Here is a 22,881-nt window from a genome sequence, read left to right as displayed (position 1 = left end):
GCCGTCCTGCTTCCTCGTCCTTCCTCGTCGTCCTCAGACCGCTGCGGGCAGGTGCACCTCGAACCGGCAGCCGCCCGGAACGTTGAGCACCGCCGCGCGTCCCTGGTGGGCCTCCACGATGCCGCGCACGATGGCCAGTCCGAGCCCCGCGCCGGCCGGCGGGGTGCGGGCGTCGGTGCCGCGCCAGCCGGTGTCGAAGACGCGGGGCAGGTCCTCCGGCGGGATGCCGCCGCACCCGTCGGTCACCGACAGCACGACCCTGTCGGCCTCACGGCGGGCCGAGACGGCGACCGTGCCGTCGGCGGGCGTCCGGCGGATCGCGTTGACCAGCAGGTTGGCAAGGACGCGGGACATCTCGCGGCCGTCGACCTCCACCGGCACGGGTTCTACTCCGTCGCCCACGAGCCGTACCCCGTGTTCCCTGGCCACCGCGGCGACGCCGGCGATGGCGTCGCCGACGAGGTCGTAGACCGACATCCGGGCGGGGGACAGAGCGAGCACACCGGCCTGGATGCGGGAGAGTTCGAACAGGTCGCTGACCATGGCGCTCATCCGGCCGACCTCCGCGCGGATGCGGGTGTGGTAGTCGCGGGGATCGTCGACCATGCCGTCCTCGAGGGCCTCGGTCATCGCCTGCAGACCGGCCAGCGGGGTGCGCAGGTCGTGGGAGATCCAGGCCACGAGTTCGCGCCGGGAGGCTTCCAGGGTCCGTTCCCGTTCCCGGGAGGCGGCGAGCTTGGCGCTGGTGGCGGCCAACTCGCGACTGAGGTGGGCGAGTTCGGCGGTGGGCGCGAGGGTGGGCGGGGTGAAACTGCCGTCCTCTCCGAGCGCGCGGGTGGCCTCCGCCAACTCCCGACTGCCCTTCACGACGCTGCGGCCCAGGATGAGCGTCACGACGAGCGAGACGACCGCTGCCATGGCGCACACCATCGTCACCACCCACAGGTCGTGGTCGGACAGGAACATCGCCCAGGACACCAGCATGGTTCCGGCGAGCATCGCCGCCACGGTGACGGCGGCGACCACGGCCAGGGAGACGGCGACCGACCGGTCGCGCAGCGCCCGCAGGGCCGCCGCTCCCAGCAGTCCGGAACCCCCCGCGCCGATCGCCGCGTACAGCGCGATGAGGAGTGTGTCACCGACCATGGCCGACCTCGGCTTCCTGCGACCGGGGAGGGTCGAAGCGGTAGCCGACACCCCACACCGTGCTGATCAGGCGAGGGTGGGCCGGGTCGTCCTCGATCTTCTCGCGCAGTCGCCGCACGTGCACGGTGACGGTCGACAGGTCGCCGAACTCCCAGCCCCAGACCCGCTGCATCAGCTGCTCCCGGCTCGTGGCCTGCCCGGGGTGCCGGATGAAGAACTCCAGCAGGTCGAACTCGCGGATGGTCAGGGCCAGTTCGGATCCGCTACGGGTGGCGCGCCGGGCCGTGGGGTCCAGGGCGAGCGGGCCGGCCCGCAGCCAAGGCTCCGCCGCCTCGGACCGCCGGGCCGTCGACGCGCCGGCCCGGCGGAGCACGGACTCCACCCGCAACACCAGTTCGCGGGGGCTGAACGGTTTGGTCACGTAGTCGTCCGCGCCGACCTCCAGGCCGAGGATGCGGTCCTCCTCGTCACCGCGCGCGGTCAGCATGATCACCGGGAGGGGGCCGGCCGTACGGATGCGGCGGCAGACCTCCAGCCCGTCCATGCCGGGCAGCATCAGGTCCAGCACCACCAGGTCGGGCTGCCGGGAGGCGGCCTGGGCCACGGCGGTCGGCCCGTCGGCGGCCACGTCGACGGCGAAGCCGGCCCGGTCCAGATATCCGGCGACGACCTCGGAGACGGTCGGGTCGTCGTCCACGACAAGTACGCGTTTCACCCGACCGAGTCTCGCACCAGGCTTCCGCCGCGAACCGACGCACCGAACGACGTCAGCGATCCGTAAGGAGACGACATCCCTTATGTCTGTTTCGTGTCCGTAGGGTGAGTGAGGTGATCGAGACACCCCCTTCTTCTGTGGACGTCGTGCTGCCCTGCCTCGACGAAGCCGAGGCCCTGCCGTGGGTGCTGGAGCGGATCCCGTCCGGCTGGCGCGCGATCGTCGTCGACAACGGCTCCACCGACGGGTCCCCGGACATCGCCCACGACCTGGGTGCGCACGTGGTCAGCGAGCCGCGGCGCGGCTTCGGCGCCGCCTGCCACGCGGGCCTCACCGCCGCCACGGCCGACGTGGTCTGCTTCTGCGACTGCGACGCCTCCCTCGACCCCGGCCTGCTGCCGACCGTCGTCGGCCCCGTTCTCGACGGCGCAGCGGATCTGGTCCTGGGCCGTCGCCGCCCCACCGCCCGCGGTGCCTGGCCCGTACACGCCCGGCTGGCCAACCTGCAGCTGGCACGTCTCGTCCGCCGCCGCACCGGCATACGCCTGCACGACCTGGGCCCGATGCGTGCCGCCCGCCGGGAGGCGCTACTGGCCCTGGGCCTGACCGACCGGCGCTCCGGCTATCCGTTGCAGATGGTCGTCCGAGCCGCCGACGCCGGCTGGCGGGTGGCGGAGACCGACGTGCCCTACCGACCTCGTACGGGCCGTTCGAAGGTCACCGGCACCTGGCGCGGCACCTGGCAGGCCGTGCGCGACATGCGTGCCGTCCTGGCCGAGCGGCCATCCGCGGCCCCGGTCGTCGGCGCCGGCATCGCGGGAGGCGTCCGATGAACGCCCGGACCACGACCGCGGATTCGGACACCCTGCTGGTCATTGCGAAGGAGCCGGTGCCCGGGCGTGTGAAGACCCGCCTCACCCCGCCCTACACCCCGGGGGAGGCGGCTGCCCTGGCCGAGGCCGCTCTGACCGACACGCTCGACATGATGCTCCAACTCCCTGCCCGGCGCCGGGTTCTGGTCCTCGACGGAGTCCCTGGTCCGTGGCTGCCACCCGGCTTCGAGGTCGTGCCCCAGGCGTCCGGCGGCCTCGACGAGCGGATCGCCGCCGCCTTCGCCCTCTGCGACGGGCCCTCGCTGCTGGTCGGCATGGACACTCCGCAACTCACCCCGCACCTGCTGACCGACGTCGGCCGCGACGGACACGACGCCTGGTTCGGCCCAGCCGCCGACGGCGGATTCTGGGCTCTGGGCTTCGCCGATCCCGTCCGCGACGGCGTCCTCGTACGGGGCGTCCCCATGTCCACCGACCGCACCGGGGTCATCCAGCGTCGCAGGCTCACCGAGGCGGGACTGACGGTCGGTGAACTCCCGCTGCTGCGCGATGTGGACACCGCCGCCGATGCCGCCTCGGTGGCCGCCTGCTGCCCGCCCGGATCCCGGTTCGCCGCCACCCTGGCCTCGCTCGCGGAGAGCGTCCGGTGAGCGGTACCTCCCACGGAACGCGCACTTCCGGCACCGCAGGGACGGAACTGGTGGAGCGAAGCGCGTCAGAAGAGAACGTCCTGCACGTCACGCTGCCTTCCCAGCCCCAAGCCCCCCTGCTGCGCGCTGATCGGCCGGCGTCCGTCGAGCCGGGCGAGCCCTGGACGGACGACCCCTACGGCCGTGCCCTGCGCGTCGGCCGCGGCCCGCTGTATCTGCGCCGCCTGACACCGCCCACCGAGGGGATGGCCGAGCTGCTGCCACTGGACGTGGAGCGCTTCTGCGGCGCGCCGGACGCCGCTGACACAGGCGTACTGCACCGTTGCACCGGACCCGTCCTGGACGTCGGCTGCGGGCCGGGACGTCTCGTGGCCGCCCTGGCCGCCCGGGGCGTACCCGTGCTCGGAGTGGACATCAGTCCGGCCGCCGTCGCCCGGACCCGCCGCCGAGGCGGAACCGCCCTGCAACGGTCCGTCTTCGACCGACTGCCGAGCGAGGGCCGCTGGGGGACGGCCTTGTTGATGGACGGCAACGTCGGCATCGGCGGCGACCCTGCGGCGCTCCTCGCCCGCCTGCGCCGACTGCTTCGCCCCGGCGGGCGCCTGCTGGCCGAAGTCGCCCCGCAGGACGTGGACGAACGTCTCACCGTCCGCGTCGAGGACGCCCACGGCCGACACGGACGCCCCTTTCCCTGGGCCCGACTCGGCGCCACCGCCCTGCTGCACGCCGCCGACGTCACCGCGTGGATCCTCACCAGCCGGTGGACAACCGGCGACCGCACCTTCCTGGAACTCCATCGCCCCCACCCGGGGCCCGACGCCCCCCACGTCATGCCGCATAAAGGGCCGGACCGCCCATGACCGACACCGCCGCTCAGCACTGCCACGACCCCGGGCGCTCCGTTGCGCCTTCCCCCTCGCGTCCCACCGCACGAGCGACCCCACAGAGGACCCGGTTCCGAATCGCCGCCACCGCGATCCTGCTTGCCGCCCTGACCGCCATTGTCGTCAACGCCCTCAGCGCAGGCGGCAATCACAGCGCCCCTGGCCGCCTGCTCGGCGGATACGCCGTCGCCTGGGCCCTGTTCACGGCGGCCGTATGGACCGTGCGCAAGGTCCCGGCCCGCGCCGCGACCGTCCTCGTCCTGACGGGTTCGGCCGCACTCGCCCTGGCCGGGCTCACCGCGCAGCCGCGCACCAGCGACGACATGTACCGCTACGCCTGGGACGGCCGCGTCCAGGCAGCCGGAATCTCCCCGTATGCCTACCCGCCCGCCGCACCTGAACTCGCTCGCCTGCGCGACCAGTGGCTGTTCCCCACACAAGAAGCCTGCAAGGGATGGGGGCTCACCCACACCAGCAGCGGCCTCTGCGTCCGCATCAACCGGCCCACCGTCCCCACCATCTACCCGCCCGTCGCCGAGGGCTGGTACCTCGCCGTGCACGCGCTGTCCCCACCGGACAGCCGCCACAAGCCGCTGCAGGCGTCAGGCGCCGTCCTGGCCTTCGGCACGACCCTCGCCCTGCTCCGAGTCCTGCGCCGCCGCGCCGACCCGCAGCGTGCCCCGGCCCGGACCGCGCTGTGGGCCTGGTGTCCGGCCATCGCCCTGGAAGCGGTCAACAACGCCCACATCGACACCCTCGGCGCTCTCTTCGTCGTGCTGGCGCTCGGCACCGCCACCACCGGATCCCGCCGTGGCGCGTTGCTCGGCGCGGCGATCGCCGTCAAACTCCTCCCCGTGCTCGCCCTGCCCGGCGCGTTGTCCGGGCAACGCAGCCCCGCCAGGGTCCTGCGCGTCGTCGCGGCCGCCGTCGCAGCCATCGCCCTCGCCTACCTGCCCTACGTCACGGCCTCCGGCGCGGACGTCCTGGGCTACCTGCCCGGCTACCTCCACGAGGAGGGTTACGAGCCCGGCCACGTACGCCGTTTCGCCCTGCTGCGTCTGCTGCTGCCGGACGCCGCCGCAGGATTGACCGCAGCCCTGTTTCTGGCGCTCATCGGCCTGTACGTGTGGTGGCGCGGGGACCCTGCCCGCCCGTGGCGCGGCGCGCTGCTGCTCACCGGCACCGCCCTGCTCCTCTTCTCCCCGGGCTATCCCTGGTACTCCCTGCTCGTGATCGCTCTCGTGGCCATGGACGGCCGCTGGGAGTGGCTGACGGTGACCCTCGCCGGCACCGCCCTCTACCTCGCCGGCCGGCTCCTGCCCGGATTCCCCCTCCAGGCGTGGGCCTACGGCACCGCAGCGACCGTGATCGCCGCCGGCGCGTGCCTGCGCTCCGGCCATGCACGCCGAATCCTGGGGCCCCACGTCAGCAACGGGCGCTTCGGCGGCGAGTGGATGTGACGGTGCGACCACGGCCGACGCTCTCGTCCGGGGCCTCCTGACGGCAACCGGTGAGGGCGGCGATAGGCACGCATGCGGTGGCGGTCCGAGCACCCGGATGGCGGCACAAGCTGTGACCCGGGCATTCCGCCTGCGTTGTCCAGCCGTGCCGGGTCCCCGCTCCACTCCACCTGCCTCGGCCGCCCCCCGGGACGATGGCATGGCGAGCGTTCACGCCATCGGCACCGCCGAGATCCGAACCACCCACCGACCGAGATGCCGCGGAGGGAAGCCAGCATGACGACGGAGCCTTTGACCGACTGGTCGCAGGACCACCGAGAGCAGCACTTCCACAGTGTGATCGGCGGCGGCTGGCTTCGCATGCCCCCGCCCATGCTGGGGCTGCTGCTGGCGGCCCTCACCGGTAGGGGGAAGCCCTTGACGCGGGAGGAACTGCGCCCATTCGTACGCAGCAGCGTCAACCCCTCCGGTGACTGGCAGGCCTCCTGCTGGGAGGACGGAGACGAGCGTGACGGTAAGGACCTGGCGGATCTACGGGCAGCTCAGGCGGCCACTTCGGCCCGCTTTGCAGCTCACTACGGGTTGCCGCCGCTGTCCACGCTCAACGACATGCTGACCCTCATGATCGCCGCCGGGCTCGTTCACGAAATCCCCGACGCGGACGGTCAGATGCGCCTGTACCCCACGTTTCCGCTGCCAGCCCCTCGCGAGGTGTTCCCCTTGAACGACGAGGAGTTGAGCGCGCAGCAAGTGCTGCGCCGCCACCTCGCCTATGGGGGCGACTCCTCCCGGATCATCGCCATGTTCGATCCAACCGGCCTGCGACACCAGGAGATCACTACAAATCTCGACCGCCTGGCACACGTCATCGACGGCCATTCGCACGATGCCCGCCAAGCGGTCCTTCTCCTCCTGGAGGGACCAGACTTCACGGCCACCACGGACATCTCTGAGATCCCCCCGCACAAGGTCTTCCAGCTGCGCTGCGACTGGGACACGTTCCACACGCACCGCATCCGACGCGGGCGGCAGGGACGGATCGCGGCCACTGTCCCCGCCGACGGGGATGACAGCACCTGAGAGAGGACGCCGCCGGGACCGGCTGTAAAGGCCGAGGAGGGCGCGCTGCCCCCAGCGTTGGACCCGCCGAGTGGAGCAGCAGATGCGAAGAGGTCCGGAGCACTCACTCGGCCGCGCGCTTGACAGAGATCGGCTCCGCGGAGGGGATGTAGAGCGTGTCCCCGGCGTCTGGAGCGCGGCCGGCGCCGTTGTTCCCCGTGACTTCCCGCTGCGTCTCGCCGGAATGGGCACGCAGCGGGTCGTGGACCGGGATGTCGCGAAGCCAGAGGCTCGCGAAGCGGATGCGCAGCGGGCTGCCGTGCAGGCAGGCGACGGTGAGCGATTCAGAAAGGATCAAAAGGGGGGCACCTTGGGTTCGCACCTGCCGGGGCGTGCGAACCCCGAACCCCGTGATGGTGCGGGCAGGGCGCACAGCCCCGCCTACCGGGTGGTTAGGCGCGGTGGTACTGGAGGGGGGGAACCTGGCCGCCGGGCTCCTCGGCGGCGCGGCGCGCCCAGTACGGGTTGCGCAGCAGTTCACGGGCCAGGAGGACGGCGTCCGCCTTTCCCGAGGTGAGGATGTCCTGGGCCTGGGCCGGCTCGGTGATCACGCCGCCGTACTCGTCGGTGCGGTGGTTGCTGTAGGGGGAGGAACTGGTGGATCACGTAGCCGTGGGCGCCGTGGAATGGCGGTGGGCCACCATGAGGGCGTCCTGCCTGCACGCTCCTGTACCGGCAGGGGTCGTGGCGGGTGCGGAGGCGGAGAGTTTCGTCGTAGAAGGCGTGGAGGCGGGGAAGCCGCGCGGCGAGCAGCACGTCGTTCTCGCTCGGCGCTCCGCATCGGTCATCAGGCGCATCCGGTGAGGTGGGGCGGTGGCGTCGATGGGCTGAGCACCCAGTACAGCCGGCTCCGGCCTCGCCGACCGGGCGATGCGGCTGCCAGAGCCGTACCGCTGCGTCGCGGGCCCGTATACGTGGTCGACCACGGGATCCTGCGGCCGGGGTCCGGGGAGAGGGGGGCTGTATGGTGAGAAAAGCGGATGTAAAGGACTTCCAGGGTGTCAGGGTGTGAAGCGGCGGTGCGTACGGCTCGTGCACCGGCCGGCGAGGCCGCCGGCGTTCCGCGATGCGCCGGGGCCCGTCCTCGCGAGGCACGGGACCGGTGACGCGCATCCGAGCCCGCAGCCCGGCGGCGCACCGCGGTGACGGAGAGACGCGGGGCCGTCCCGGGCGGAGGCTGTCGCAGGCTCTGCTCGACCTCGTCGACCAGGCGGTCGTGGTCTGCGACGCCTCCGGCGTGGTGCGCTGGTGCAACGGCATGACCCGCGTCTACTTCCCGGGCCTGCGGCCGGGGAAAGTGCCGGATCCCGCGGTAGCCGGGCCCCTCGGGCAGGCGGTCGTCGCCTCCGCGGCGCGCTTCGACGCCGAGTTCCTCGGCCGGCGGCTGACCGGACGCAGGAGCACTGTGGAGGATTGCTCGGTGTGGCTCGTCCGTGACGAGACCGAGGTCCGCCGCTGCGAGGTCGAGCTGCGCGCCGAACGGTCACGGACGGCGTTCCTGAACGAGGCGGGCCGACGGCTGGGGGCGTCCTTGCACCACGGCCGCACGGCCCGGGGCGTGGTGGAGCTCGCCGTGCCGACCTTGGCGGACGCGGCGCTGCTCGTACTGCCGCCGCGTGCAGGCCACGCGGACTGGTACCGCTGTGACGCGCCGGGGGCGACGGAGTCGGGCGCGTTGCCGGCGTCCTCCCTCGAGCGTGTGCCGCACCTGAGGCGGGCCCTGTCGGGCGTGTGGCCGCGGCCCGCCGCCTGCCCACCGGGGGAGTTCGCCGCCCTCGGTGGGGCGCCGCCGGACCCGGGCAAGGGGGGAGGGGAGTCACTCGTGACGGCACTGCCGGGCAGCGGGGCCCCGGCGGGGGCCCTGGTTCTCTTCCGCTCGGCCGAAGCCGGGGGCTGGAACGCCGAGGACACCGCCGTGGTGGGCGACTTCGCCTTCCGGGCCGGTACGGCGCTGTCGACCGCCGCCCTCTACGCCCAGCAGGCCCACACTGCGGCCGTGCTCCAGTCGGGCCTCGATCCGGCGCCGCTACCCGACGTACCGGGGGTGCGGCTGGGCGCCGCCTACCGCCCCGCCCCGGAGGAACTGGGCTTCGGGGGCGACTTCTACCAGGTGGAACCCGCGCGGGACGGCGGCGGGGGTGTGGAGTTCACCCTGGGGGACGTCTGCGGCAAGGGCGTCGAGGCGGCCGTGCTCACCGGCCACGTCCGCCAGAGCCTGCGAACCCTGGCCCTTGTCGAGTCCCGGCCGCTCCGTGTGCTCGACGTGCTCAACCAGTCGCTGCTCGAGGCGGACTCGGGCCGATTCGCCAGTTTGGTCATCGGCACCGCCCGCCCGGGCTCCGGAGGCGCTTTGGACGTCGTCCTCGCCGGCGGCGGGCATCCGCCGCCGCTGGTGCTGCGCCGCGGCGGCGCCGTGGAGGCCGTGGACGTGGGCGGAATGCTGGTCGGGGCCCTGCCCGGCCCGGAATTCGGCCAGGCCGGAGTTCACCTGGCGCCCGAGGAACTGATCCTGCTGTACAGCGACGGGGTCACCGAGGCGCGGGGCGGCCCCGACGGTGCCGAGGAGTACGGAGCCGAGCGGCTGGCACACGATCTGGAAGTCTGCGCGGGGATGCCCGCCGGCGCGGTCGCCGAGCGGGTCGAGATGCGCGTCGCCGACTGGCTGGCCGGACGCGCCCACGACGACATCGCGGTCCTGGTCCTGCAGGCCTCGCCCGGTTCGTCCGGCACCGCCGGGGCCCCGCGGTGACTGGCGCGCGCGCCGTGGCGCCGGGCGTCCGCGCCGCCTTCGACGACCACCTCGCCCACGCCGACGAGACCGGGGCAACCGCCCTCGCCCTGGGCCTGCTGCGGTCCGGTGCCTCGGCGGAGGAGGTTCTGCTCCGTCTGATCGCCCCGGCACAGGCCGCTGTCGGCACCCGGTGGGTGTCCACTCAGTGGAGCGTGGCGCAGGAGCACGCCGCCACCCACGTGAGCGAGCGAGTGGTGAGCGCCGTGGCCGCCAAGGCCTCCGCGTCTCGGCCTCGGAACTCCGCGCCGGGCCGCCGTGTCCTGTGCGCGTGCGTCGAGGGGGAGCACCACACTTTGCCCGCGCGGATCGCCGCCGAGGTGCTGCGGCTGCACGGCTTCGACCCGACGTTCCTGGGCGCCAACCTCCTCGTCCCGCGCCTGGTGTCCCACCTGCACCGGCAGGGGCCCGACCTGGTGGCCCTGTCCTGCATGATCCCGACATGCCTGCCGGCCGCACACCGCCTCATCGAGTGCTCTCGGCGCGCCGGGGTGCCGGTGCTCGCGGGCGGGGCAGGCTTCGGACCCGCAGGCGTCTGGGCCCGCACGCTCGGAGCCGACCTGTACGTGCCCGATCCGGCCGCCGCCGCTGACATGCTCGCCGTACGGTGGCCGGACACCCCACGCGAAACGGCGCCCCTGGAGCACCTGGCCGACGAGGAGTACCCCCGGATCGTCCGGCAGCGGGCCGAGTTGCTGCGGAGGCTGCTCGTCCGGCTGCGCGAGTGGTACCCGCCGCTGGGCGACCCCGGCGCGCAGCATGCCGAGGCCGTGCTGGAGGACCTCGGCCGACTCCCGGACGTCCTGGCCGCGGCGAACTACGTCGACGATCCGCGGGTCCTCACCGACCATCTCTCCTTCGGTGCGGCGTTCCTCCACGCCCGCGGCGTGCCCACCGCCGCTCTGGGCGTGGCCCTGGGAGCGCTGGGCGGCCCGCTCGGCGACCTTCCGCGGGCGTCCGGGCACCTGGATGCCGGGCGGCGCTGGTTGGCGGCAGCGGGCCACGCCGTCCCGCCGGACTGACGGGGGACCGGAGGGCGCCCGGCGTCGCGCCGTCGATCTCGCCGACACGATCGTCACTGTTCGGAGCCCGCTCCGCCGAGCGTGGACGATCCACCGCTGGGACGACCGCCCGGACCGTCGCCCATCAGCGAACGCCTATCCGAGCGCTACCCGGTTGCCGACGCCACTAGCGTGGTGCTCTTGGGCGGCAAGGACCTGATCGGCGTGATCGATCGCCCACCGGCCGAGGGCGGCGAGCGGTCCGTCAGCGAGGCTGCTGCCCAAGTCGGAAAGCTCATACGCCACGGAGCGGTCGGTGGGCATGGTGATCCGTACGATCAAGCCGTTGGCGTGCAGACGGCGAAGCGTCTGAGTCAGGACCTTGTCGCTGACCCCCGAGATGCCGTTCAGAAGGTCGATCCGGCGGCGCCTGCCCGCTCGCAGCGCCATCAGCACCACTGGGTCCCAGGTATGAGCGATCAGGTCGGCGGCCAGGCGCACCGCACAGTCGGCGGCGAAGGGCAAGCAGTGGTCGTTCACGCGTCTCTTCCTACCGGATCCGGGCCTACCGATCGGTAGGCCCGAGGTCCCTACCGTAGCGAGGCATCAAGCCTTCGAGGAATGGGGAGAGCGACGTGCGTATCGGAATTCTGGGCACCGGCGTGATGGCCTCGGCACTGGCCGAGGCGTGGACCCGACGTGGACACCACGTCCTCGTCGGAGGCCGTTCACAGGACAGGGCTCGGGCGATCGCCGAGCGGCTCGGCGACGCGGTTGAGGCTGTTGGCCCCGCGCAGGTGGTCAGGGCGAGCGATGCCGTGGTCGTGGCAGTGGCGTGGGAGGGGCTCGACCAGGTGCTCGCTCTCGCCGGGGCCGGCGAGGGGTCGATGGCGGGCAAGGCCGTGATCGACTGCACCAACGCGGTGGACTACGGTTCCGGTCTGCTCAAGCCATCCACCGGGTCGGCGGTACAGCACATCTCCGAGCGGGCGGTAGGCAGCCGCGTGGTCAAGGCGCTGCACCTGTTCGCGGGGACGAGCTGGCTGGAGCCGACGCCGGCGGGACAACCGAAGCGGACCGTGGCGATGTGCGGCGATGACGACGCGGCGCTCGGCATCGCCGCCGAGCTGGTTCGCGACCTCGGTGGCGTGCCCGCCGTGATAGGCGGACTGGAGCACGCCCGGCAGCTTGAAGAAGTGGCGGGTTTCGTCATGCAGCTGGTCGCCGGGGGCCACAACCCCGTCACCGCCGTACCCGTCGTCGACCGGTCACAGGACTGAGGACGTCGCTCATCACATGCGCTCCGAGACGGCCGGCGCTCCCTTGACGGTCCGTGAGCCGGCATCGAGCCACTCATTCCAGTCCGGGGACGCCGCCGGCGTACGGTGCTGGACCACGGCGCGTGCTTCGTCACGGCCAGCTCCGGCTCCGCCTTGAGTGTTCCAAGTCGGCTGGGCGATGTCGGGCTGGGCGGTCAGCGGGATGTGGCTTGGTCCAGGAGTGTCTGCAGGTAGAGGCCGTGCTGGGCGTCGAGTTCGCCCGGTGTGCCGGTGCGGACGGCGGTGGCGAATTCGTTCCGCAGGATGGGCCAGGCCTCCTCGTGGTCGATGGCGGCGGTGTCGTAGGTCAGGGACGGGCCCGTCCCGAAGAGTTCGACGCGTGTGAGCGGCCGGGGGAGATTGACGGAACCGGACAGGGACGCCTGGCTCATGGCACCGTTGGCATGCTCACAGGTGAGCTCGATCCAGCGGCGGGGGTCGCCGCTGGCGCGTATGGCGGTAATGGGTCCGATCGCGGCGTCCAGGAGGTCGAGCAGGTGCGGGCCAAGGTCGAGGAGGGCGCCGTGCTCCAGACGCCACCCGGTGGCGAACTCCCCGCCGAGAAAGGCGCCGTGGAGGTAGCACGAGCGTGCTCCGGCAACGTCAAGGGCGCGGGCCTGGTCGATGAAGGCGCGGGTGAGGGGGTGGTAGCGCTTGGTCAGGACGAGCTGCGAGACGACGCCGGCCTTGGCGATGGCTTCCGCCACGCGCTGTGCCGCGGGCAGGTCCGGGCCGAGCGGCTTCTCCAGCAGAAGGGCTTTACCTTTCTTGGCCGCGAGCGGGGCCAGATGGGCCTGCACGGCGGGCGGCACGGCGAAGGCAACGGCTTCACAGTGGTCCAGCAGTTCGTCGAAGTCGGCAGCCACATGTGCTTCGTAGGGCGTTGCGATCTCTTGTGCGGCTTCCGCGCGGCGTGCCCAGACGGAGGTGAGCCGGGTTTCGGGTCCGGCCGCGAGTATCCGGGCGTGCATGGCCCGGGCCCAGGGTCCGGCTCCCACGAGCCCGACGTCGACCGGGCGGTGGGGCCACGGGGAGGAGTCAGTGGTCACGGTGTTCCTGTCTGTGTGACGCGCTTCGCCGTGTCACAGCGTGAGGAGGTGGAGGCTAGGTGGAGGCGGGCATCCGCGCGGGAGGGGGAGTAGAGGAACTCGACGACCATGGCCGCGGCTCCGATGAGTCCGGCGTGGTCGCCGAGCCGTGAGGTGACGATCTGCAGGTTCGCAGTGGTGCGGGGCATGGCGCGCTGGTAGAGCAGTTCACGCACTCCAGTCATGAACGGCGCCCCGGACAGGTCTCCGGCCAGCATCAGAACGCCGGGGTTGAGGAGGGTGACGACGGTCACCAGCACCTCACCGGCGCGGCGTCCGGCCTGCCTGGCCAGCCGGACCGCGTCGGGGTGGCCTTCGGCGAGGAGACGTCTGACGTCCGATCCGGAAGTGGCCTGCAGCCCGAGGCCGGACAGCTCCCTGGCCAGCGCCCGTCCGCTGGCCACCGCGGCCAGGCAGCCGTGGGAGCCGCACATGCACAGCGCATCGAACCGGTCGTGCAGGCGGATATGGCCGATGTCGCCGGCGCCGCCGTCGATGCCACGGTAGACGCTGTTGCCGATGACCACGCCCGCGCCGATGCCGGTGGACACCTTGACAAGGAGGAAGGCCGAGCAGTCGCGGTGGTTGGCCTGGTGCTCGGCCAGCGCCATGAGATTTGCGTCGTTGTCCACGAAGACGGGAACAGGCCCTTCTTCCATGCTCGCGCCCACGTGCTGGGCGAAGGCCTTCTGCAGGCGTTCACGGATGGGGTACCGGTCCCAGCCGGGCATGATCGGCGGCTCGATGACACGGCCGGATTCCCACTCGACCGGGCCGGGCACGGACAGACCGATGCCGCAGACCTGGGTCTGATCGATGCCGGCGGCGGTGATCAGGTCCGGGAACCAGGTGGCCACGTGGTCCAGGGCGAAGTCGGGCCCCTCGGTGATGTCGAGCGGGCCGGTGTGCTCGGTGAGGATGGTGCCCGCGAGGTCGAGGACGGCGGCGCGGGCATGCCGTGTCTCCAGGTCCACGGCGATGACCGAGGCGTGCGTCGGATCGAACACGATGGTGTGGGAGGGACGGCCGCCGGTGGAGGTGCCGGTGGTGTGTTGCAGCCATCCGGCGCTGTTCAGGAGATCGAGGCGCTGTCCGACGGTGGAGCGGGACAGGCCGGTGGCGCGCTGCAGGTCGGCGCGGGTGTTGGCGCGGCCGCTGCGGATGAGCTGCAGCAGTTCTCCCGCGCTGACCTGACTCGGCGTCGTCATGACATCCCCCATGGCTCAACTCTTGTCGGCGCCGCTGGTCAGGCCCTCGGTGAGCAGGCGTTCGGCGGCGAAGAACAGAAGTACCACGGGGATCGTCAGGACCACGGATCCGGCCATCAGAATCGTCTTGGGCACTTCGACGCCGTTGGAGAGCTGCGCGAGGCCCAGGGAGACCGTCCACTTGTCGGGGTCTGCGGCCAGGAAGAGCAGCGCGAACAGGAACTCGTTCCAGGCGATCATGAAGACGTACAGCCCGGTCGCCATGAGGGAGGGCAGGGCGAGGGGCAGGATCACCTTGCGGACGGTCTGCAGCCGGCTGCATCCGTCCAGGGCGGCCGCCTCCTCGATGGAGGCGGGGATGGTGACCAGGTAGTTCCTCAGCATGTAGATCGACACCGGCACGGTCTGGGCGACGTACACGATGGCGAGGCCCACCAGGCTGGAGGACAGGTGCACCTTGGCGAAGATGACGAACAGCGGGACGGCCAGCAGAGTCGCGGGGAAGAGGTAGACGGCCAGGAACAGGGCGCTGATCTGTCGGTGGCCGAAGAACTTCAGGCGGCTGATGGCGTAGGCGCCGGGCACGGCGGCCAGCAGTGTCAGGACGACTGTACCGAGGGAGACCAGGGCGGAGTTGAGCAGGAATTTCACAAAGCCCTGGCCGCCGCTGTCGGTGGACGCGAGCACGTCGTGGTAGGTCGACAGCGTGAAGTCCTTGGCGGAGATCCACAGGGAGCCGGGGTCGAGCAGCAGTGCGTCGATGGGTTTCACCGACAGCAGCAGCATGTAGTAGAAGGGCAGGACGGTGATCACCGTGAGGAACGCGATGACGACCCAGCGCAGGACGCCGAAGAACCTCTCCTCGAACTGAGCCCGCGTCAGTGCGGCTTTGCCGGTCACGACTCCTCCTGGACCTTGTTGGCGAAGAACTTGAAGTACAGGCCCAGCAGGGCCGCCAGCACGGCGGCCAGCACGAGCGCCTGGGCGGACGCGGCTCCGACGTCGTAACGGGCGGTGAGGAAGTCGTAGACCCGTACGGCGGCCACGTCGGTGCCCGCGCCGCCTCCTGTGAGCAGGTAGACGTCGTCGAACTTGTTGAACGTCATGATGAACCGCAGGACGCACAGCAGAGCGATGACGGGCATCAGCTGCGGCAGCAGGATGTGGCGGAACCGCTGGGTGAGAGTGGCCCCGTCCACCTCGGCTGCCTCCTCCAGGCCGTGGGGTACGGCCTGCAGCCGGGCCAGGATGAACAGGAAGGCGAAGGGGAAGTAGCGCCAGCACTCGAAGGCGATGACGGTCAGCAGTGCCAGCGGCACGCTGACGTGCACACCGAGGATGTCCAGGTCGTACTGGCGGGTGGACAGGAACGCGACGGGGTTGTCCCAGCCGAACAGGCGCCGGCCCCAGTCGTTGACGATGCCGTACTGCGGGCTGAGGGCCACCTCCCAGACGAAGGTCATGGCCACCACGGGTGCCACGTAGGGCAGCAGCATCGCCGCGCGCAGCACTCCGCGGCCCTTGAAGGGCCTGCGCAGAGCGAGTGCGGCGATCAGGCCGAGGACGATGGAACCGAGCGTGCTGCCCACGCTGTAGACCAGGGTCGTGGTCAGACTCGACCAGAAGCCCGGGGAGGTGAAGACCTGGGTGAAGTTGTCCAGGGACCAGCGGCCGAACAGGCCCATGCCCTGGATGTCGACGAGCTTGGCGTGCTGGAACGCCAGGAGCACGGTCCAGAGGATGGGCAGCACGACCACCACGAGGACCACGATGAAGGTGGGGGAGACGAACGCGAGACCGGCTCGGTTGGCACGGCGGCTCGCGGTCATGGGGCGTCGGCGCCGGGGTGCCGAAGGCTCGACGGGCCGGATGTCGGGTGCCCGGCGCTGCGCCGCGCCGGAGGGTGCTGTGGTCATGGGGTGACTTTCGTTGCGTGCGGGCCGACGGCTACTGCAGGGACGTCTTGAGGGCGGCGACGTCGCCCTGGGCCTCGTGTGCCGCCTCGGAGGCGGACATCTGGCCGCTCGTCATGGCGCCGATGGCCTTGGGTACGGGCAGTTCGCCGTTCATGGCGCCGACCAGGGCTCCTTCGCCCTGGGTGATGCCCCAGCGGCGCATGTTGCTGACTCCGGCGGCAAGTTGGTTGAGCAGGCCGGCGGGATACACCTCGTCGAACGGCTTCTTGGTGTCGACGCCGATGTCGCTGTGCCGCCAGGCGTCGAGGTAGCGCTCGGGCTGTGCCGCCGTACCGTGCCGGACGGGGATCTTGCCCTCGGGCGACATGCCGAACCAGGACTCGTAGCCGGCGCCCATCATGTACTCGATGAACTCGCGGGAGGCGGCCGTCTCCGCCGTCTTGGTCGTCACCCATGAGGTGATCTCGCCGAACTGGGCGGCCGTGGCGGCGTCGGGCCCCTTGAGCGCGGTGACCACGCCGCTGTTGTCGGACAGGTACCGGGAGTCCTTCTTGCACTGGGGACAGCTGGGCAGTGCGTCCTTGCGCAGGCCGGCGAGTTCGTCCAGCAGGAACGAGGACCAGATCACCATGGACGACTGGCCCGCGAAGTAGGTGGCACGCGTGGAGTCGACGGTCTGGGTGCCGGGTGCGCCGTCGTCGCGGGCGAGCCTGTCGTAGGTACTGAAGGCGGTCCTGCACTGCGGGGAGTCGAGGGTGACGTCGTGGTGGCCGTCGACGAGCTGGCAGTTGTTGGCGAGGGCGAGGCTTTCGAAGCTCTGCGAGGTGAAGACGTCGCTCGGGTCCGTGGCCGCGGAGATGCCGTAGGCGCCCTTGGTGGTGAGGGCCTTGCCCGCGGCCAGGGCGCGGGCGTAGGTGTCGGGCGGTGCCAGGTGCTTCTGGGCGAACTCGTCCTTGCGGTAGACGAGCAGCTGCAGCCAGGCGTCGGAGGGCACGCCGAGGCTGGTCCTCCCGTCGGAGGTCAGGGCGAGCGCGTTGGCGTTGAAGGTCCTGGGGCCGAGCTCGTCGATGATCTGCTTCGGGATGGCGGTATTGAGCAGGCCGTTGGTGTACATCTGCCAGACCTGGCCCATGGGGGCGGCGCCGATGACGTCGGGCAGTGAGCCGGAGGCCGCGGCGGACATGATCAGCTGGGGCATCTGCCCTTCGTCGACCCCGACGAGATGGACCTCGATCCCGGTCTTCTTCTCGAATCCGTCGATGATCTTCTGCGTCGCCGCGATGCGGTCCGGCAGGTTCTCCTGTGACCAGACCGTGATCTCACGGTCCGGTCTACCGGGCCCGGTGCTGCCGGCGCAGCCCGTGAGCAGCCCCAGTCCCAGGGCTGCCGTGATGCCCACCGCGGTCATTCGCGACCGCCGGCTCTTGGTGCGCATTGCGTGTCCTCGCTTCGGCTTATGTCTACCGAGCACGCATCTCAGCATCAGTTTTGCTTGTTGACAAGACATAAGTTGAGGTTATTGTCGACGCAACCGAAGACCCGCACCCCTTCCGGAGTCATCCGTGGAACGCGTCGTTCAATTCACCGGCCCGCGTCAGGTGGAGGTGGCCGAGCACACCCGTGCCGAGCTGCCGCCCGGACACCTCAGGGTCCGCACCCGCTATTCGGGCATCTCCGCCGGTACGGAGCTCACCGCGTACCGCGGCACCAACCCCTACCTGACGCGCACCTGGGACCCGGAATCACGGCTGTTCCGCGAGGGCACGGCCGGAATCCAGTACCCCGTGGCCGGGTGGGGCTACTCCGAGGTCGGCGAGGTCGTCGACCTCTCCCCGGAACTCGTCGGCACCCCGGGCCTGCCAAAGCCCGGCGACCTCGTGTGGGGCATCTGGGGACACCGCAGCGAGGGCATCGTCCCCGCCGAGCGCATGATCGGCCACACTTTGCCCGCCGGTCTGGAGCCGCTGGCCGGCGCCTTCGCCCGCGTGGGCGCCATCGCCTACAACGCCGTGCTGGCCGGCGACGTCCACCTCGGCGAGGACGTCGCCGTGTTCGGCCAAGGCGTCATCGGGCTGCTCACCACTCGCCTGGCCCAGCTCAACGGCGCCCGCGTCACGGCCGTCGACGCCCTGGACGGCCGACTGGAGACCGCCAAACGCTATGGCGCGCATCACACCCTGAACGCCCGCACCGACGCCGTGGCCGAACGCATCCGCGAAACGACCGCCGGCCTCGGCGCCGACCTCGCGATCGAGATCAGCGGCGCCTACCCCGCCCTGCACGAGGCCCTGCGCTCCGTCGCCGTCGGCGGCCGCGTCGTCGCCTCCGGCTTCTACCAGGGTGACGGCATCGGCCTGCGTCTGGGCGACGAGTTCCACCACAACCGAGTGCAGCTCATCTGCTCCCAGATCGGCGGCGTTCCCCCGCAACTGTCCGGCCGCTGGACCGTCGAGCGGCTCCAGCAGACGTTCCTTCGCCTGGTCGCCGAGGGTCAGGTCGACGTCGCTTCCCTGGTCAGCCACCTGATCCCGGCCGCCGACGCCGCTGACGCCTACGTACTGCTGGACGAGCGCCCCGCCGAGGCGCTGCAGGTCGTCCTGGAATTCTGAAAGGCCCGTTCATGCTCAAGATCGCCGCTCAGGAACAACTCCTGCCCGGAGACACCCTTCAGGCCAAGTGGGACTTCGCGCAGGAGGCGGGCTACAGCGCCATCGAACTGCGGGCCAAGGGCGACTTCCACTTCGCCTCCCGGCTCGACGAACTCAAGCAGGCCGAGAAGGACGGCGTGGTCATGCCGACCGTGTGCGTGGAGATGCTCCACTTCTTCGGCGCCTTCGACGAAGACCTGCGACGCGACGCCATCGCCCAGATGAAGTCCCAGCTGACCGTGATCGCCGAGATCGGTGGTGTCGGTGCCCAGACACCGGCGTCCTACGGAATGTTCTCCCGCCGCCTTCCCCCCTTCGAGCCCCCGCGCACCGAGGAGGAGGACCGGGAGGTCCTGCTGGCCGGCCTCACGGAACTGGGCGAGCATGCCCGCAGGGAAGGCGTCACCCTCTTCCTTGAGCCGCTCAACCGGTACGAGGACCACATGGTCAACCGGCTCGAGCAGGCCGCGGACCTGATCCGCGCGGCCGGACTCGACTCGATCAGGATCGGCATAGACAGCTACCACATGAACATCGAGGAGAGCGATCCGGCGGCCGCGATCCTCGCCCACGCCGACGTCATCGGCCACGCCCAGGTCTCCGACTCCAACCGCTTCCAGCCCGGCGCCGGCCACCTCGACTGGCCCGCCTGGCTCGGCGCCCTGCACACCATCGGCTACGACGGCCACCTCGCCGCGGAATGCCGTCTCACCGGGGACCCCGTCGAAGCCGTCCGCTCCATCCCCGCCTTCCTGCAGAGGTGCGGCGCGTGACCGCACTCCTGAGCCGGCCCGCGCCCACCGCGACCGCAGCCCTGACACTGCGCCGGGGTGCGGCGCGGGTCCTGATCGACAACTGGACCGGCACCTCCACCGTCCCTTCCCGCACCCTCTACCCGCACCAGTGGAGCTGGGACTCCGCCTTCATCGCCATCGGACTGCGCCACCTCTCCGCGCGCCGCGCCCAACAGGAACTCGAATCCCTGCTGGCGGGGCAGTGGGCCGACGGACGCATCCCCCACATAGTCTTCAACTCCGCCCTGCCACCGGACGCCTACTTCCCGAGCCCGGACTTCTGGCAGTCGGCGCGCGCCGGCCACGCGGTCGGCGCACCGGCGGCCCCCCAGACGTCCGGCATCGTCCAGCCACCGGTGCACGCGCTGGCAGCCTGGCTCGTCCACCGTGCCGAGCCGGAGGAGTCCGGCCGGCGCGGCTTCCTCGCCCGCGTGTATCCACGCCTGGTCGCCTGGCATGACTACCTCGTCAGCCGCCGCGACCTCGACGGCGGAGGGCTGGCCGCGACCGTGCACCCGTGGGAGCCGGGCATGGACAACAGCCCCTGCTGGGACCAGGCACTGCGGCGCATCCAGCCCGCGGCCCCGGACGCCTTCCAGCGCGCCGACCTCAACCACGGGAACCCCGCCGACCGCCCCACCGACCTGGACTACGGCCGCTACGTCCGACTCGCGGCCGACTACCGCGAAAGCGGCTACGACGACCGCCGGGCGCAACACCGCTTCGCGGTGGAGGACCCCAGCTTCAATGCCCTGCTGATCACCAGTGAATGGGCGCTGGCCGCCATGGCACGCGCCCTGGGCACCCCGGACGCCCCCCACACGGAGCGTGCCAAGCGGCTCACCGGGCAGCTGATCAGTCGGCTCTGGGACGACACCGCCGGGCTGTTCCGGGTCCGCGACCTGGTCGGCGGCGGCCTGGTCGACGAGCGCAGCGTGGCCGGACTGGTCCCGCTGGTCGTTCCGCACCTTCCGCAGTCCATCGCCGCCCGTCTGACCGACACGCTCGGCGGACCGCACTTCAAGGCACCGGCCACCGGGCTGGTTCCCAGCTATGACCTGACCGGCCATGCCTTCGACCCGCAGCGGTACTGGCGCGGGCCGGCCTGGTTCAACACCGCCTGGCTGATCCATCGCGGGCTGTGCACCCACGGCTATACGGCGGGCGCCGGACGCCTGCGCCGCGACTTCCTCGAGGCAGCGGGCTGGTCCCGTTTCGCCGAGTACATCGACCCCGTCACCGGTGCCGCTCGCGGGGCGCGGAACTTCTCCTGGACCGCGGCCCTGACCCTGGACCTGCTGTGCGCCGACGACACCGACGACAAGGAGCCCCTGTCATGACCGCGGCCGGTCACCGTGTCCAACTGGTCCGCGACGCCACCTTCGCCCATCTGGACGCAGGCGGCGGCATCAGCGGCACCCGCGGCACCACACCCGACGGGCTGTTCCTGCGTGACGCCCGCCACCTCAGCCAATGGAAGCTCACCGTCGACGGCACCAGCCCCGTCACTCTGGTGCCCGCCGAACACGAAGGGGACGACACCGCCGCATGCGTCCTCACGCCGCAGGGCACCCGGGACAATCCGCCTGCCTACACCGTCTTCCGCCGACAGAGCATCACAGCCGGCGCTCTCGTGGAACACCTGCGTCTGGTCAACAACCGTCCCGACCCGGTGACCGCACGGGTCGAACTCACCGTCGACTGTGATTTCGCCGACCTGTTCGAACTACGGGCCGACGACCGGCACTACCCCAAGCCCGACGGCCACCGCGAGACGCACACCGTCCCCGAAGGACTCCTCTTCGACTACCGGCGGGCCGACTGGCACGCGCAGACCACCCTCACCTGCCGCCCCGCCCCCGACGAAGCCGGCCCGGCGCCCAGCACGCAGCACTCCACCGCACGCACCCTGCTGTGGAAACTGCACCTGGAGGCGCACGGAGAGGCGGACCTCCATCTGACCGCACGTGCCCACCCCCACGGCCTGCCGGCCCACACCCCCACCGTGCCGCACCTCCGGCGCCGGGCGGCCACGTCGAACGACGACCTGACCCGCACCTGCGAGCGTGGCCTCGCCGACCTGGACCTGCTGACCATCCCGGCCACCGGCCTGGACGGCGAGACCGTGTACGTCCCCGCGGCGGGCATCCCCTGGTTCCTCACCCTGTTCGGCCGAGACTCCCTGCTCACGTCGTATTTCCTGCTGCCCTACCGTCCCGAGACGGCAGCCGCCACACTCAACGCCCTGGCAGCCATCCAAGGCGAGCGCTACGACGCCTTCAGCGGCGAACAGCCCGGCCGCATCGTGCACGAGACCCGCCACGGCGAACTGGCACACTTCCGCCAGGTCCCCTACGGCCGCTACTACGGGACCGTCGATGCCACTCCACTCTTCCTCGTCCTGCTGCACGCCCACTGCGAGACGACGGGTGACTCCCGGCTCGCCGCCCGGCTGGAGAAACACGCCCGGAGGGCCGTCGACTGGATGCTCACGGACGGAGGGCTCAATACACGGGGTTACCTGGTCTACAGCCCCGACCCGGGTGGGCTGGTCAACCAGAACTGGAAGGACTCCGCGGACGCCATCTGCTTCACCGACGGCACCCGGGCCCAGGGCCCGATCGCCGTGGCGGAAGTGCAGGGCTACGCCTACGACGCGCTCCTGCGCACCGCCCAGCTCGCCGAGGACGTCTGGCGGGACGGAGCGTACGCCGACCGGCTGCGGGCCACGGCGGGCGAGTTGCGCAGCCGCTTTCTGCGCGACTTCTGGATGCCGCAGGCCGACTTCCCCGCTCTCGCCCTGGACGGTGACGGACGCCAGGTCGATGCCCTGGCGTCGGACGCCGGCCATCTGCTGTGGTCGGGGATCCTGGATGGCGACCGCGCGCGCCGTGTGGGACGGCGGCTGCTGGAACCGGACTTCTTCTCCGGCTGGGCGATCCGCACCCTGGCCGCCGGGCAGAAGCCGTACCACCCGCTGTCGTACCACCGCGGCAGCGCCTGGCCGCACGACAACGCCGTCATCGTCCTCGGCCTCGCCCGCTACGGACTCGCCGAGCAGGTCGACGTCGTCAGCGAGGGCCTGATCTCGGCGGCGGTGCACCACGGTTACCGTCTGCCCGAGGTGCTCGCAGGCTATGACCGCTCCACCACGACAGCGCCTGTTCCCTACCCGCACTCGTGCTCGCCACAGGCATGGGCGGCAGCAGCACCGCTGGCCGTGCAAACGGCCCGGAACCAGTTGGCGGCGGCTCGGGGCGACTCGGTTGCGACCTGAGCACGGGACGGCAGGACCACCGCGCGCGGACGCTT

At 71.3% G+C, this 22,881-nt stretch carries 21 protein-coding genes and 2 pseudogenes; 13 read left to right on the top strand and 10 right to left on the bottom strand.

Translation table 11 applies throughout. The annotated features are described in order from the left end of the window. Nucleotides 1–33: 33 nt before the first annotated feature. Together ACIRC0_RS24700 and ACIRC0_RS24695 are read right to left on the bottom strand one after the other, a co-directional pair. Nucleotides 34–1,146, bottom strand: a complete 1,113-nt coding sequence (locus ACIRC0_RS24700) for a sensor histidine kinase (RefSeq protein ID WP_403619325.1) — start codon at nt 1,144–1,146, stop codon at nt 34–36. Next, complete coding sequence (locus tag ACIRC0_RS24695) at nt 1,136–1,861, bottom strand: response regulator transcription factor (RefSeq protein WP_403619322.1); 726 nt, start codon at nt 1,859–1,861, stop codon at nt 1,136–1,138. Before ACIRC0_RS24695 ends, ACIRC0_RS24700 begins: the two co-directional genes overlap by 11 nt. A gap of 113 nt (nt 1,862–1,974) precedes the next feature. Here ACIRC0_RS24695 and ACIRC0_RS24690 point away from each other — a divergent pair, with 113 nt between their 5' ends. From ACIRC0_RS24690 to ACIRC0_RS24670, 5 genes are all read left to right on the top strand, one after another. Continuing rightward, nucleotides 1,975–2,694 (top strand): glycosyltransferase family 2 protein, encoded by a 720-nt coding sequence (locus ACIRC0_RS24690; protein WP_403619319.1) that lies wholly within the window; start codon nt 1,975–1,977, stop codon nt 2,692–2,694. Next, nucleotides 2,691–3,344: a DUF2064 domain-containing protein gene (locus ACIRC0_RS24685; RefSeq protein ID WP_403619316.1), complete on the top strand. Its 654-nt coding sequence runs from the start codon at nt 2,691–2,693 to the stop codon at nt 3,342–3,344. The genes ACIRC0_RS24690 and ACIRC0_RS24685 overlap by 4 nt, the downstream gene beginning before the upstream one ends. A gap of 116 nt (nt 3,345–3,460) precedes the next feature. Next, complete coding sequence (locus ACIRC0_RS24680; protein ID WP_403620279.1) at nt 3,461–4,204, top strand: class I SAM-dependent methyltransferase; 744 nt, start codon at nt 3,461–3,463, stop codon at nt 4,202–4,204. After that, nucleotides 4,201–5,688: a glycosyltransferase 87 family protein gene (locus ACIRC0_RS24675; RefSeq protein WP_403619313.1), complete on the top strand. Its 1,488-nt coding sequence runs from the start codon at nt 4,201–4,203 to the stop codon at nt 5,686–5,688. The genes ACIRC0_RS24680 and ACIRC0_RS24675 overlap by 4 nt, the downstream gene beginning before the upstream one ends. Nucleotides 5,689–5,964: 276 nt before the next feature. After that, nucleotides 5,965–6,768 (top strand): DUF6042 family protein, encoded by an 804-nt coding sequence (locus tag ACIRC0_RS24670; protein WP_403619309.1) that lies wholly within the window; start codon nt 5,965–5,967, stop codon nt 6,766–6,768. A 103-nt stretch (nt 6,769–6,871) separates the two neighbouring features. Here the strand turns inward: ACIRC0_RS24670 and ACIRC0_RS24665 are convergent, their stop codons facing one another. Both ACIRC0_RS24665 and ACIRC0_RS24660 read right to left on the bottom strand, forming a co-directional pair. Continuing rightward, entirely contained in the window at nt 6,872–7,105 is a 234-nt protein-coding gene (locus ACIRC0_RS24665; RefSeq protein WP_403619306.1) for a hypothetical protein, read from the bottom strand. Nucleotides 7,106–7,199: 94 nt separating this feature from the next. After that, nucleotides 7,200–7,361: pseudogene (locus ACIRC0_RS24660) on the bottom strand (NADH:flavin oxidoreductase/NADH oxidase); the annotation flags it as partial. A 548-nt stretch (nt 7,362–7,909) separates the two neighbouring features. On the opposite strand from ACIRC0_RS24660, the gene ACIRC0_RS24655 reads away from it, so the two are divergent. The 3 genes and pseudogenes from ACIRC0_RS24655 to ACIRC0_RS24645 all read left to right on the top strand — a co-directional run. Beyond that, nucleotides 7,910–9,556 (top strand): SpoIIE family protein phosphatase, encoded by a 1,647-nt coding sequence (locus ACIRC0_RS24655; protein WP_403619303.1) that lies wholly within the window; start codon nt 7,910–7,912, stop codon nt 9,554–9,556. Continuing rightward, on the top strand, nt 9,553–10,617 hold the full coding sequence (locus tag ACIRC0_RS24650; protein ID WP_403619300.1) for a B12-binding domain-containing protein: 1,065 nt from the start codon (nt 9,553–9,555) through the stop codon (nt 10,615–10,617). Before ACIRC0_RS24655 ends, ACIRC0_RS24650 begins: the two co-directional genes overlap by 4 nt. 34 nt (nt 10,618–10,651) lie before the next feature. Next, nucleotides 10,652–10,741: pseudogene (locus tag ACIRC0_RS24645) on the top strand (IS5/IS1182 family transposase); the annotation flags it as partial. 11 nt (nt 10,742–10,752) lie between these two features. Here the strand turns inward: ACIRC0_RS24645 and ACIRC0_RS24640 are convergent. After that, on the bottom strand, nt 10,753–11,136 hold the full coding sequence (locus tag ACIRC0_RS24640; protein WP_403619298.1) for a winged helix-turn-helix transcriptional regulator: 384 nt from the start codon (nt 11,134–11,136) through the stop codon (nt 10,753–10,755). A gap of 95 nt (nt 11,137–11,231) precedes the next feature. Between ACIRC0_RS24640 and ACIRC0_RS24635 the strand changes: the two genes are divergently transcribed. Next, nucleotides 11,232–11,876 (top strand): NADPH-dependent F420 reductase, encoded by a 645-nt coding sequence (locus tag ACIRC0_RS24635; RefSeq protein ID WP_403619295.1) that lies wholly within the window; start codon nt 11,232–11,234, stop codon nt 11,874–11,876. Nucleotides 11,877–12,070: 194 nt separating this feature from the next. Here the strand turns inward: ACIRC0_RS24635 and ACIRC0_RS24630 are convergent, their stop codons facing one another. The 5 genes from ACIRC0_RS24630 to ACIRC0_RS24610 are packed head-to-tail and all read right to left on the bottom strand — an operon-like array spanning nt 12,071 to nt 17,562. Further along, a complete protein-coding gene (locus ACIRC0_RS24630; protein WP_403619292.1) occupies nt 12,071–12,964 on the bottom strand; it encodes a Gfo/Idh/MocA family protein in 894 nt (297 codons plus the stop codon). Next, the gene (locus ACIRC0_RS24625; protein ID WP_403619289.1) at nt 12,961–14,223 is read right to left on the bottom strand and encodes an ROK family protein; all 1,263 of its coding nucleotides are present in this window, start codon (nt 14,221–14,223) and stop codon (nt 12,961–12,963) included. The genes ACIRC0_RS24630 and ACIRC0_RS24625 overlap by 4 nt, the downstream gene beginning before the upstream one ends. 3 nt (nt 14,224–14,226) lie before the next feature. Then, entirely contained in the window at nt 14,227–15,111 is an 885-nt protein-coding gene (locus ACIRC0_RS24620; protein WP_403619286.1) for a carbohydrate ABC transporter permease, read from the bottom strand. Further along, on the bottom strand, nt 15,108–16,127 hold the full coding sequence (locus tag ACIRC0_RS24615) for a carbohydrate ABC transporter permease (protein WP_403619283.1): 1,020 nt from the start codon (nt 16,125–16,127) through the stop codon (nt 15,108–15,110). Before ACIRC0_RS24615 ends, ACIRC0_RS24620 begins: the two co-directional genes overlap by 4 nt. 31 nt (nt 16,128–16,158) lie before the next feature. Further along, complete coding sequence (locus ACIRC0_RS24610; RefSeq protein WP_403619280.1) at nt 16,159–17,562, bottom strand: ABC transporter substrate-binding protein; 1,404 nt, start codon at nt 17,560–17,562, stop codon at nt 16,159–16,161. A gap of 127 nt (nt 17,563–17,689) precedes the next feature. Between ACIRC0_RS24610 and ACIRC0_RS24605 the strand changes: the two genes are divergently transcribed. The 4 genes from ACIRC0_RS24605 to ACIRC0_RS24590 are packed head-to-tail and all read left to right on the top strand — an operon-like array spanning nt 17,690 to nt 22,846. Further along, nucleotides 17,690–18,736, top strand: a complete 1,047-nt coding sequence (locus ACIRC0_RS24605) for a zinc-binding alcohol dehydrogenase (protein ID WP_403619277.1) — start codon at nt 17,690–17,692, stop codon at nt 18,734–18,736. A gap of 11 nt (nt 18,737–18,747) precedes the next feature. Then, entirely contained in the window at nt 18,748–19,548 is an 801-nt protein-coding gene (locus ACIRC0_RS24600) for a sugar phosphate isomerase/epimerase family protein (RefSeq protein WP_403619275.1), read from the top strand. Beyond that, on the top strand, nt 19,476–20,909 hold the full coding sequence (locus ACIRC0_RS24595) for an MGH1-like glycoside hydrolase domain-containing protein (protein ID WP_403619273.1): 1,434 nt from the start codon (nt 19,476–19,478) through the stop codon (nt 20,907–20,909). Before ACIRC0_RS24600 ends, ACIRC0_RS24595 begins: the two co-directional genes overlap by 73 nt. Continuing rightward, a complete protein-coding gene (locus tag ACIRC0_RS24590; RefSeq protein WP_403619271.1) occupies nt 20,906–22,846 on the top strand; it encodes a glycogen debranching N-terminal domain-containing protein in 1,941 nt (646 codons plus the stop codon). The genes ACIRC0_RS24595 and ACIRC0_RS24590 overlap by 4 nt, the downstream gene beginning before the upstream one ends. Nucleotides 22,847–22,881 lie beyond the last annotated feature (35 nt).

The sequence above is a fragment of the Streptomyces sp. NPDC093984 genome (assembly GCF_044764595.1).
Classification (GTDB): Bacteria; Actinomycetota; Actinomycetes; order Streptomycetales; family Streptomycetaceae; genus Streptomyces; species Streptomyces cynarae.
The sequence above is the reverse complement of the archived record's forward strand: the minus strand, read 5'-3'. Positions and strand labels throughout refer to the sequence as shown.